This window comes from Streptomyces botrytidirepellens (assembly GCF_003721215.1).
In the GTDB taxonomy this organism is placed as follows: Bacteria; Actinomycetota; Actinomycetes; order Streptomycetales; family Streptomycetaceae; genus Streptomyces; species Streptomyces himastatinicus.
Genome location: NZ_RIBZ01000766.1, coordinates 1 through 10566 on the forward strand (window position 1 = coordinate 1; position 10566 = coordinate 10566).

A 10566-nucleotide genomic window follows, 5' to 3' on the forward strand; every position below is an offset into this window, starting at 1 on the left:
GGCAGGGCGCCCCGCCCAGCAGCCCGCGCCGCGTCAGGAGGCGTCGCCGGGCGGCCCCAGCAGGGTCAGGGCGCCTCACCGAGCCGCCCGAGCGGGGGCAAGTGCGCCCCTCCGAGCGGCAGCAGGGGGCGTCGCCGAGCCGCCCGAGCGACGTCAAGAGCACCTCACCGAGAAGCCCGAGCAGCGGCGGGGCGCCTCGCTGGGCGCCCAAGCGGCGCCCGGGGCGCCGAGCCACCCGAGCAACGGCAGGGCGCCCCGCGCAGCAGCCCGTGCGGCGTCAAGGGGCGTTGCCGAGCGGCGGCAGAAGGCGTCAGGGGCGGGCTCAGGTGTGGGCGTGGCCGTATCTCGCGCTGAGCAGGGCCACGTCCGGTTCGCCGAAGCGGGTGCGCAGGGCTCGGAACGTGGTGATCTTCTCCGGGCCGAAGCGGGACACGTGGGTGACGTAGGTGTCGAAGGAGAGGAAGGCGGGAGGGGTGGTCTTGGTGTGGAACTTGTCCGCGTACATGACCAGCTGTTCCTCGCCGGTCTCGGCCACGTAGTCGGCCGGCGGCAGGGGGAGCTTCTGGCGCTCGACGTCGTGGCGGGTGAGCCCTACGCCCGTGTGGCAGGAGCAGAAGCGGCACAGGCGCTCGGGGAAGCCCTCCTCGCGGAGGATCGCGTGGCCGAGGACGCCGTGGCGGATGTACTCGTCGGTGCGGAGTCGGCCCGTGTTGTCGTAGAGGCGGTAGACGCCGATGTCGTGGAGCAGGGCGCCCGCGCGGACGAGGTCGGCGTCGAGAGGGTGGGCATCGGAGGCGAGCAGTTGCTCGGCTACGTGCCAGACGATCTCGCAGTGCGTGTACACGAGCTCGAACGCCTCGCGCGTCGGCGCGTACTTCTCGTGCAGCGCGCGTATGTCGTCGACCGTCGGGAGCATCACGGCGGGAGCGTAGCAACGAGCCGGAGCTACGGGGTGGGGCTCTCCGTTCCGCGGGCCCGCTTCCGCCTGGCCAGGTACGTCAGGGCCGACACCACGCCCGCCACGCACAATCCCCCCACCAGCACCATCAGCGGCACGAGCGTCCGCACGTCCCACTCCCCGGCGGCGTCCAGCCCGTACACCGTCGCGACGGCCAGCACGACGAGGCCCGCCACCAGCTTTCCCGGCTCCACCGGATGGCGCTTCATGAGCGCGTCACCTCCACGTTCCCCAGGCCGATCGACAGCCGCAGCACCAGCGTTCCGTGCGCGGCGCTCGCGCCGCCCTTCGGGTCGAGGGTGATGGTCCGTTCCCGGCCCGGCTCGATGTCGATGTCGTCGTTGCGCTCGCCCGGGAGCCGGATGTCGCCGAGCCCCGTCCGTATGGACAGCTTGAGGCGGGCGTCCCGGGGCACCGTCACGGCGAGCTTTCCGGCGCCGACCTCGGCCCGGGTCCGGACGGTCTGGTCGTCCGTCAGCCGGAAGCGGTCGAGTTTCAGTTCGCCGACGCCCCCGCCCAGCTCGTACGAGGGCCGTACGGCGACCGCGGACGTCGGGGCCCAGGTCTCGCGGGACCAGTCGGTGGTGACGGACCTCGGGAGCGCCGTGGCGGCGGCCAGCAGGGCGCAGGTGACGACGGTCATGAGGGCGGTCCCCACCCCCGTCCGCCCGTACCAGCAACTGACCATCATCCCGAGGCCGAAGACGGCCAGCGCGCAGGTGAGGCCGATCTCCAGGCTGGTGCCGAGCGGGTGGGAGTGCCAGGACAGCCGGGTGCCCGCGGCCGCGGCGGCGAGGGCGACCAGGAAGATCCAGCCGCCGATGGAGGACCGGTCGCGGATCCGCCGGGCGCGCGCCGCCCGCGCCATGGCCTTGTCGTACGGGCCGTCGTCCGGCCCCCACAGGTAGCCCGTGTGGCCCGCGCCCGCCGCGCCCGGCAGCCCCGTCGTGCCGTCCTTGACGAGCGGGTCCCGCCACCACGACGGCCCCGGCCCGCCCCGCGTCGGCGGAGCCTTGGCCTCCGGGGGCGCGTCCGCGACGGCCTGCGCCGTGGCCGGATCCACCGCGGCGCCGCTCCCCGCCGCCAGCCTCCGGTGGTGTGACCAATAACCGACGCCGCCCGCCGCGAGGGCCAGCATGAACGAGAACGACATCACGCCGCCGTTGTTCAGCATCGACAGGAACAGCCCGCAGCCGACCAGCGCGCACAGCACCGCCGTCAGCGCCGGACCCTCGACACGCCCGGAGAGCAGCCGGCGCCCTTCGTTTTCGTCCTCCCCGTTCATGGGGACGAGCAGCCAGCAGAAGCCGTACACGATCAGGCCGATTCCGCCCGCGACGGCCAGCACGGACAGGACCACCCGGAAGATCACCGGGTCGACGTCGCAGTAGCGGCCCAGCCCGCCGCACACCCCCGAGATCATCTTCTGGTCGCGGCTGCGCCGCAGCGGCACGCTCGCGAACGGCGACGACTGCGAAGGCGGTGGCTGCGGGCCCGCGCCCCGGGAGCCTCCGGAACCGGCCGCGCCCTGGCCTTCGTCCGCCACGGTGGGTGCATCGGTCATGCGTCCATGGTGACAAGACGGTCGTTCCGGCGACATCCGGTGAAACCCTGGGCCTTCCCTGAGATCATCCCCGATGTCGTGGCGACTATCGTGGCGGGTCGAACATGCGCGGCAGGCGGGGAGAGCAAGCCGCCGTGGAGCGGGAGGGGAGTGCGGTGTCGGACGTAGGGCGGCTGATCGCCGGACGGTACCGGCTGGCCGAGCAGATCGGTCGCGGCGGCATGGGTACGGTCTGGCGCGCCGAGGACGAACTGCTGGGCCGTCAGGTCGCCGTCAAGCAGCTGCACGTCTCCCCGCACCTCAGCGAGGACGAACTGACGACGATGCACGAGCGCACCCGCCGCGAGGCGCGGAGCGCGGCGCGCATCACGCACCCCAATGTGGTCGTCGTCCACGACGTCGTGGACGACGAGGGACTGCCGTGCATCGTCATGGAGTACGTGCCGTCCACGACCCTGGGCGACCTGCTCAAGGAGGGCGGAACGCTCTCCCCCGACGAGACCGCCCGCGTCGGCCGCGGCATGATCGCCGCCCTGCGCGCCGCCCACGCGGCGGGCGTGCTGCACCGTGACGTCAAGCCCGGCAATGTGCTGCTCGGCACCGACGGCCGGGTCGTGCTCACGGACTTCGGCATCGCCATGGCCACCGGCACCTCCACGCTCACCAAGACCGGCGAGGTCGTCGGCTCCATCGACTACATCGCCCCGGAGCGGGTGCGCGGCCGCAAGCCCGGCCCGGCGTCCGACCTGTGGGCGCTGGGCGCGACGCTCTATCAGGCGGTGGAGGGCCGGGCTCCGTTCCGTAAGCCGACGCCGATCGAGACCGGGTACGCGATCGCCGTGGACCCGCTGGACCCGCCGCGGCGGGCGGGCTCGCTGGCCCCGCTGATCGAGGCGCTGCTGGAGAAGGAGCCGGAGCGGCGGCCGTCGGCGGAGGAGACGGAACGGGCGCTGCGCGGCCCGGCGTCGGAGCCGGAGACGACGGTGTTCCCGGTACAGGGGCAGGACGGCGGTCGGACGACCACGACGACCATGGTCCTGACGACGAACCGGAGCCCGGCCGCGGAGACGCCTCCGGGGCCGCCCCCACGGCGGGACGCTCCCACACCGCAGCGGCCGAACCCCGTCCCCGATTTCCCTACCGCCTCCCCGCCCAAGGGCTCCGGGGCGCGCAAGGCCCGGTGGACCGCCGTCGGGACGGCGCTGGCGATCGTGGTGGTGGCGGGTGGCGTCTACGCGTGGAAGGCGGACATCGGCAGCCCCTCCGCCTCGGCCCCCTCGGCCTCCCCCTCGTTCACCCCGTCCCCCGTCCCCGAGGGCTACCGCCTGGTGAAGGGCCTCGGCGTCTCCTTCCCCGTCCCCGACGCGTGGAAGATCGACTCCGACTCGGACGGCAAGGTCGACAACACCCAGGAGGTCCGCTACCTCGACCCCACCAAGATGGTCCAATTGTCGGTGAACGTCCTCGACTTCGCCTCCGACGACCAGGTCAAGCACTTCGAGGACGTCGAGGCCAGCCTGAAGAAGGAGGTCCTCGCGTACGAGCGGACCCGCATGCAGGAGACCACCTTCCGCGGCATGCCCGCGGCGATCTGGGAGTTCCGGTTCAAGGGCCGCGCCCGCTGGTTCCGGGCGATCGACCTGGGCTTCGGCAACGAGGGCGACAAGGAGTACGCGATCTATCTGAGCGCGCCGGAAGACCAGTGGAGCCGGTACCGCCCGATCTTCGACAAGGTCCGCGACGGCATCCGGCTCCCCTGAGCGGAGCCGGACGCCGGATGTGCCGTGGGTCAGGTGAAGAGCTGTGAGTTCTGGCGGCGGCGGTGCTTGCTCCAGACCGTGTCCAGGGACAGGTAGGGGGCACCGGCGAGAACCAGGGGCAGCCAGGCCATCAGATAGGCCAGGTCGTTGCCGTAGTAGTACGGCTCCGTCTGCCAGCTCACCGTCAGCCACAGGCTGAGCGAGATCAGCGCCCCGCCGAGGGCCGCCAGGCGGGTGAGGAGCCCGAAGAGGGTGCCGAGGCCGACGGCCAGTTCGCCGAAGGCGATGACGTAGCCGAAGGTGCTCGGGGCGTTCAGGGCCTGGTCGACCAGCCAGGGGACGGCCGAGGTGTCGCGCACCTGGCTCATCAGCTGGCCGATCGAGCCCGCGCCGCTGTCGGCGAGGAACGCCGAATCGGTGAGCTTGTCGATCCCGGCGTACACAAAGGTGACGCCGAGGAAGATCCGCAGCGGCAGCAGCGCATAGCGGGCCGCCATCTCCCGCACTCCGCCCGTCGGCGGACCGCCTATGCCGCTCACGACGTTCACACTGCCCGCGTCTCCCGCGGGACCCCCTCCGACCGTTCGGTCCGCATGCCTCATGACGCCCGCCTCTCCCGTTGCGCAGTCATCAAAACCATACGGAGGGGAAGAGGGTTCCGACTCAGCCCAGGGGGGTTCCGACTCAGTCCAGTACGTCGATCTGGTAGCGGTTCGTCTCCGCCCCCGACGCCGTCACCACCTGCACGTCCACCCGGCCCGGCTCCACGTCCACCGGCACCGGAACGGTCAGCGCCGTGTCGGTCGGGTTGCTGAAGCCGCCCGCCACCGGCACCAGGGGGACGTGGACGTGGACGGCGCCGATACGGACGACCATCCGGGCCAGCCGGTCGGGGTCCCCCGCACCCGGCGGGACGAAGCCGTTGCCGCGGATCTCGATGTCGTCGCCGGTACGGATCGGGGCGTCGCGGTCGATGCCGCCCTCCTCGGGGCGGACCCGGACGACGGACAGCACGGTCGGGCGGCCGCCCTCCGCGTACTTCCCGGTGAGGTACATCAGGACGGAGACGACGGCGAGCAGCACCAGCCCCCAGGGCAGCTCCGGCAGCCGCCACGGCTCGCGGGCGAGGCGGACGGCGGCGAACGTGAGCGCGACCGCGTGGACGACGACGTACTGGGCGTCGGCGAAGCTGCCGCGGCCCGCGTCGTCCGTGAGGAGGTCGGCGGCGCGCGGGCGGACCGCGCGGACCTTCTGGAGCCGCTGCGCCCGCACCCGGGCCGCGACGACGAGCCGGGCGAGCACCGCGGCCACGCAGGTCAGCGCGGCGACCGTGAGCAGCCCGGCGGCGTGGCCGAGGGACAGCCCACCGGCGATCCGGTCCCGGTCGCCGGGGTCGACGGCCAGCTCGACGGCCAGGACGAGCACCGAGAAGACGGCGAGCAGCAGCCAGGCGGCGGCGAGGGAGCGGGAGGTGGACATCCGGTTGTCCTCGCCGACGAGCGGCGCGAGCGGGCCGCCGTTGCCGTAGTGCAGCCGGGCGGTGAGGGTCAGCAGCGCCCCGGTGACGAGGGCGGCGGTGAGCCCGGCGGTGCGGGCGACCGACCAGCCGGTGCCGAGCGCCGTCGCCAACTGCCCGATCAGCAGCGCCCCGACCGCGCCCCAGACCACCAGCAGGGTGCGCCGCCACACCGCGTCGCGCCATGCGGTGCTCTCGGCCTGGCCGCAGTCGAGGACCGTACGGGCCGCGTGGGCGAGCTCGTCCGACACCCACTGCCGGGACGCCCCCGCGGAGTGCGCGAGAGCCGCCGGAAGGCCCTCCCCGGCCGCGAAACGCTCCCGCATGGCCACGAACGCGGCCACCGCCCGCCGGTGGCCCTCACGGGCGCCCTGCGGGCACTCACAGCCCGCCGGGCCGTGGTCCGCGTGGCCGTGGCCGCCGGGTCCGCCCGCCGCCTTCACGTTCGCCTTCGTGGCGTCTTTCGTCGTGTCCACCGCCACGAGGTCTCACCGCTCCGTCGTTCACTCGTTCTGTACGCCCAACTGACATGTGTTGAGGGAGGATTGTGCCGCACCGCGAGGGGTCTCAGTTGAGCAGGTCCGGCTCACCGCGCGTGATCTGGAGATACAGAGGCTGATAGTTGATCCACGCCACAAGATCGCTTCCGAGCTGCTCACGGGTCTGCACGGCGCTCCGGTGATCGATGAGCACCGGCTTCCCCGCCGCCTTCGCCGACAGCTGCGCCTGGCACGCGCGCTCCATCGTGATGAACCACCAGGCGGCCGCGTCGACCGAGTCGCCGACGGTCAGCAGACCGCGATTGCGCAGGATGAGGGCCTTGTACGCACCGAGCGCGGACGCAATCCGGTGGCCCTCCTCCTCGTCCACGACGACGCCGGTGCTGCTGTCGTAGAGCCCGTGGTCCTCGAAGAAGGCGCACACGTCCTGGGTGATCGGCTCCAGCAGCTCGCCGAGCGCGGACAGGGCCCGGCCGTGGACGGAACGGGTGTGGGCGACCGCCACCACATCCGGTCGGGCCCGATGCACGGAAGAGTGAACGACGAAGGCCGCCTGGTTGACGTGGTAGCGCCCGTCGACCACCTGGCCCGCCTCGTTGACGAGGATCAGGTCGCTCACGGTGACGTGGGCGAAGGGCATGCCGAAGGGGTTCACCCAGAAGTGGTCGGTGAGCTCCGGGTCGCGCACGGTGATGTGCCCCGAGACCCCCTCCTCGTACCCGTACCGCCCGAAGATCCGCAACGCCGCCGCCAGCCGCTCCTTGCGGTACCGCCGCTCGTCGGCCGGGGAGGCGTGGGTGGGCGGCATGGTGATGTGCAGTTGGTCGGTCGGTATCGGCTCGGGGTTCGGCCGCGGTATCGGCATCGTCATCGGCAGCTCCCTCCTCGGGACCTTCAAGGCTCCGAGGCGGAAGCTACCTCTGGGTATCGCAGGAGGCCAGGGTCAGGGGCGGCGATTGATCGAGGTGAGGTCGATCTCGATGGGGAACGGGACGCTCAGGGTGAGCTTGCTGTGGTAGATGCCGGTGGGCAGGTACGCCTTCACAGCGGGGTCCAGCTCGTAGACGTAGACCACGGGGAGCCCGCCGTCCTCCTCCACCCGCCAGAAGTGCGAAATGCCGGCGCCCGCGTACTTGGGTGGCTTGACCTTGCGGTCGCGCTCCTTGGAGTCCGCCGACACCACTTCGATGGCCAGCACGACATCCTCCGGCCTGTACCAGGTGTCGAGAGGCCCGGCGTCCGCTCCGGCCCGAAGGACCAGGACATCGGGCTCCGGACGGTTCTTGTCGTCCAGCTTGACCGTCATCTCCCGCATGACGTCCAAGGTGTCCGGTACCTGGTCCAGCAAGGCGTGCTCGAACAGGCGCAGGGCGCGCATGTGAAAGGCCGTCTGCGGACTCACGAGGACGAGACTCCCGTCGATCAGCTCCGTATGCGGAGGAAGATTCGGAAGCCGGTCGAGGTCGTCCGCCGTCCAGCCGCCCTGCGGCGGGCGGGCCCACTCGTACTGCTCGTCCAGCCCGTACTCGCGTGCGGCGCTCATGATTGCTCCCATGGGACGGAGTCTCGCCTCTGCGGTCAGAGTACCCAGGGCAAACGGCGACGCCGCCGCTCAAACGTATGAGCGACGGCGTCGGTGTTGACGATCAGATGACGATCATTCCCACTCGATGGTGCCGGGCGGCTTGCTGGTGATGTCCAGGACCACCCGGTTGACCTCGTCCACCTCGTTGGTGATGCGGGTCGAGATCCGCGACAGCACGTCGTACGGGAGGCGCGACCAGTCGGCCGTCATGGCGTCCTCGGAGGACACCGGGCGCAGCACGATGGGGTGGCCGTAGGTGCGGCCGTCGCCCTGGACGCCGACCGAGCGGACGTCGGCGAGCAGGACCACCGGGCACTGCCAGATCTCGCGGTCCAGACCGGCGGCGGTCAGCTCCTCGCGGGCGATCGCGTCGGCCTCGCGGAGCAGGTCCAGGCGGTCCTTGGTGACCTCGCCGATGATGCGGATGCCGAGGCCCGGGCCCGGGAAGGGCTGGCGGTGGACGATGTCCTCCGGGAGGCCCAGCTCCTGGCCGACGTTGCGCACCTCGTCCTTGAAGAGCCGGCGCAGCGGCTCGACCAGCTGGAACTCGATGTCGTCGGGCAGCCCGCCCACGTTGTGGTGGGACTTGATGTTGGCGGTGCCGGTGCCGCCGCCGGACTCCACCACATCCGGGTAGAGGGTGCCCTGCACCAGGAACTCCACGGCCTCACCGGCCGCGCCCGCCTCGGCCACCAGCTCGGCCTGGGCCTGCTCGAAGACCCGGATGAACTCCCGGCCGATGATCTTCCGCTTCTCCTCGGGGTCGGAGACCCCGGCGAGCGCGTCCAGGAAGCGCTGCTCGGCCTCGACGACCTTCAGCTGGACGCCGGTGGCCGCCACGAAGTCCTTCTCGACCTGCTCGGACTCGCCCTTGCGCATCAGCCCGTGGTCGACGTACACGCAGGTGAGCTGGTCGCCGATGGCCTTCTGGACGAGGGCGGCGGCGACGGCGGAGTCCACCCCGCCGGACAGCCCGCAGATCGCGCGCTTGGTGCCGACCTGCTCGCGGATGGCCGCCACGGACTCCTCGACCACGTTGGAGGTGGTCCAGGTGGGCTTCAGGCCCGCGCCCCGGTACAGGAAGTGCTCCAGGACCTGCTGGCCGTGGGTGGAGTGCATCACCTCGGGGTGGTGCTGTACGCCGTACAGCTTGCGCTCGTCGCATTCGAACGCCGCGACCGGCACCTGGTCGGTGGACGCGGTGACCGTGAAGCCCTCGGGCGCGGCCGAGCAGGCGTCGCCGTGCGACATCCACACCTGCTGCTGCTCGGGGGTGCCCGCGAAGAGCGTCGAGCCCGGCTTGGACACGGACAGGTCGGTGCGGCCGTACTCGCGCGCCCCGGTGTTGTCGACGGTGCCGCCGAGCGTGACGGCCATCAGCTGGAACCCGTAGCACATGCCGAAGACGGGGATCCCGGCCTCGAAGAGCGCACGGTCCAGCCGGGGCGCTCCCTCGGCGTAGACCGAGGAGGGCCCACCCGAGAGGATGATCGCCTTCGGGTTCTTGGCGAGCATCTCCGCCACCGGCATGGTGGACGGGACGATCTCGCTGTAGACCCGGGCCTCGCGGACTCGTCGGGCGATGAGCTGGGCGTACTGCGCGCCGAAGTCGACGACCAGAACGGTGTCGGGGGCGGCAGCAGGGGACGCTGATGGCACTTCGGCGGCCTTCCGGCGGTGGAACTGGAGGGTTGGACTTTCGATTCTAACCAGCCCATAATCAGCCTCATGTCCACGCGCATGACCTTCGTCTTTACCTATGGCACCGGCCCGTCCGGCTGCCATGGTCGTGCTGCTTGAACTACTGACAAGCGACTTCCCAGGCGCCCCGGGCCGGTCAAGGCCCGGGGCGCTGGTGCGTATGGCTTCGGGTCTCACCCGGTTCCGGGTCCCTCTGATCGACCTCATCGACAGCAGAGACCAGGAGATACGGATATGAGCACGAGCACGACTTCGGATGTGATCGGTTCCGCGCGCGAGCGGATCGACGATCTCGACGGGCGCATCCTCGAACTTGTCCGGGAACGGATGGCGGTCTCGGCCTCCATCCAGGAGGCGCGCATCGCGGCGGGCGGGCGGCGCGTGCACCTCTCCCGCGAGATGGAGATCCTCGACCGCTACCGCCGGACGCTCGGCAAGCCCGGCACCACCCTCGCCATGACGCTGCTGGAGCTGTGCCGCGGCCGGGCCTGACGCCCCGGTCCCCCTATCCGGCCCCTCCCGTCACCCGTACGGCGCGTGACCGGCTCGTGAACGGGCTCGTTGAGCCCGGTGCCGCGTCGGCGAGGTGACCGGTCGGCAGGGGACAGCAGCCCGGTCACCATCCATAGGGCGGTCGGTCCCGGGGACGCCTGGGACCGACCGCATCCAGTCGAAACGGTTGCGCCCGGAGCTCCGCATCCACCACGATGCAGTGAGGGAAAACACCCCGGGTCAGCACCCGTCATTGGTCCGACCACGGTCTGATCACGAGTCCGGCCGCGCGGGCGTACGCCCCTGACGCGCCTCCTCCCTGACGCGCCTTGCTCCCCCCATTGATCCCCTCCTGCCATCCCCACAGATCCACTCCCCGAGCCCGCGGCGCAACCCCCCGGCGCCGCTCCTTCAGCACCGGCGCTGCCCTGACGCCGGTGCTGACCGCCTAGGGCCCCGGGACGCCCGCCACGGTCGGCGTCCCGGGGCC

Annotated in this window: 10 protein-coding genes; 2 read left to right on the forward strand and 8 right to left on the reverse strand. The window is 71.6% G+C overall.

Annotated features, from left to right (window positions below; translation table 11 throughout):
* Positions 1 to 322: 322 nt before the first annotated feature.
* From EEJ42_RS38985 to EEJ42_RS38995, 3 genes are read right to left on the reverse strand one after another with little or no spacing between them, the layout of a single operon-like run.
* Complete coding sequence (locus EEJ42_RS38985; RefSeq protein WP_425473029.1) at positions 323 to 916, reverse strand: HD domain-containing protein; 594 nt, start codon at positions 914 to 916, stop codon at positions 323 to 325.
* 29 nt (positions 917 to 945) lie between these two features.
* On the reverse strand, positions 946 to 1167 hold the full coding sequence (locus tag EEJ42_RS38990) for a hypothetical protein (protein WP_123106892.1): 222 nt from the start codon (positions 1165 to 1167) through the stop codon (positions 946 to 948).
* A complete protein-coding gene (locus EEJ42_RS38995) occupies positions 1164 to 2522 on the reverse strand; it encodes a PspC domain-containing protein (protein ID WP_246097645.1) in 1359 nt (452 codons plus the stop codon). Before EEJ42_RS38995 ends, EEJ42_RS38990 begins: the two co-directional genes overlap by 4 nt.
* Before the next feature lie 104 nt (positions 2523 to 2626).
* Here EEJ42_RS38995 and EEJ42_RS39000 point away from each other — a divergent pair, with 104 nt between their 5' ends.
* Complete coding sequence (locus EEJ42_RS39000) at positions 2627 to 4282, forward strand: serine/threonine-protein kinase (RefSeq protein ID WP_123106894.1); 1656 nt, start codon at positions 2627 to 2629, stop codon at positions 4280 to 4282.
* Between the two features lie 29 nt (positions 4283 to 4311).
* Here the strand turns inward: EEJ42_RS39000 and EEJ42_RS39005 are convergent, their stop codons facing one another.
* The 5 genes from EEJ42_RS39005 to guaA form a co-directional block, all read right to left on the reverse strand.
* The gene (locus EEJ42_RS39005) at positions 4312 to 4779 is read right to left on the reverse strand and encodes a DoxX family protein (RefSeq protein WP_123106895.1); all 468 of its coding nucleotides are present in this window, start codon (positions 4777 to 4779) and stop codon (positions 4312 to 4314) included.
* Between the two features lie 187 nt (positions 4780 to 4966).
* Entirely contained in the window at positions 4967 to 6241 is a 1275-nt protein-coding gene (locus tag EEJ42_RS39010) for a hypothetical protein (protein ID WP_123106899.1), read from the reverse strand.
* A 124-nt stretch (positions 6242 to 6365) separates the two neighbouring features.
* A complete protein-coding gene (locus EEJ42_RS39015; RefSeq protein WP_425473028.1) occupies positions 6366 to 7169 on the reverse strand; it encodes a class II aldolase/adducin family protein in 804 nt (267 codons plus the stop codon).
* Between the two features lie 72 nt (positions 7170 to 7241).
* The gene (locus tag EEJ42_RS39020; RefSeq protein WP_123106896.1) at positions 7242 to 7841 is read right to left on the reverse strand and encodes a Uma2 family endonuclease; all 600 of its coding nucleotides are present in this window, start codon (positions 7839 to 7841) and stop codon (positions 7242 to 7244) included.
* A 114-nt stretch (positions 7842 to 7955) separates the two neighbouring features.
* Entirely contained in the window at positions 7956 to 9542 is a 1587-nt protein-coding gene (gene guaA / locus EEJ42_RS39025) for a glutamine-hydrolyzing GMP synthase (RefSeq protein ID WP_123106897.1), read from the reverse strand.
* Positions 9543 to 9818: 276 nt separating this feature from the next.
* Between guaA and EEJ42_RS39030 the strand changes: the two genes are divergently transcribed.
* Positions 9819 to 10076 carry a chorismate mutase gene (locus EEJ42_RS39030; RefSeq protein ID WP_123106898.1) on the forward strand — a complete coding sequence of 86 codons (258 nt, stop codon included), beginning with the start codon at positions 9819 to 9821 and terminating at the stop codon, positions 10074 to 10076.
* Positions 10077 to 10566 lie beyond the last annotated feature (490 nt).

Bases quoted from the DNA above. Each gene is read 5' to 3' on its own strand.
- EEJ42_RS39000 (WP_123106894.1), top strand. From the start codon at position 2,627: ATGCGCGGCAGGCGGGGAGAGCAAGCCGCCGTGGAGCGGGAGGGGAGT.
- EEJ42_RS39030 (WP_123106898.1), top strand. From the start codon at position 9,819: ATGAGCACGAGCACGACTTCGGATGTGATCGGTTCCGCGCGCGAGCGG.
- EEJ42_RS39005 (WP_123106895.1), bottom strand. From the start codon at position 4,779: ATGGCGGCCCGCTATGCGCTGCTGCCGCTGCGGATCTTCCTCGGCGTC.
- EEJ42_RS39020 (WP_123106896.1), bottom strand. From the start codon at position 7,841: ATGAGCGCCGCACGCGAGTACGGGCTGGACGAGCAGTACGAGTGGGCC.
- EEJ42_RS38990 (WP_123106892.1), bottom strand. From the start codon at position 1,167: ATGAAGCGCCATCCGGTGGAGCCGGGAAAGCTGGTGGCGGGCCTCGTC.
- EEJ42_RS38995 (WP_246097645.1), bottom strand. From the start codon at position 2,522: ATGACCGATGCACCCACCGTGGCGGACGAAGGCCAGGGCGCGGCCGGT.
- EEJ42_RS38985 (WP_425473029.1), bottom strand. From the start codon at position 916: ATGCTCCCGACGGTCGACGACATACGCGCGCTGCACGAGAAGTACGCG.
- EEJ42_RS39015 (WP_425473028.1), bottom strand. From the start codon at position 7,169: ATGACGATGCCGATACCGCGGCCGAACCCCGAGCCGATACCGACCGAC.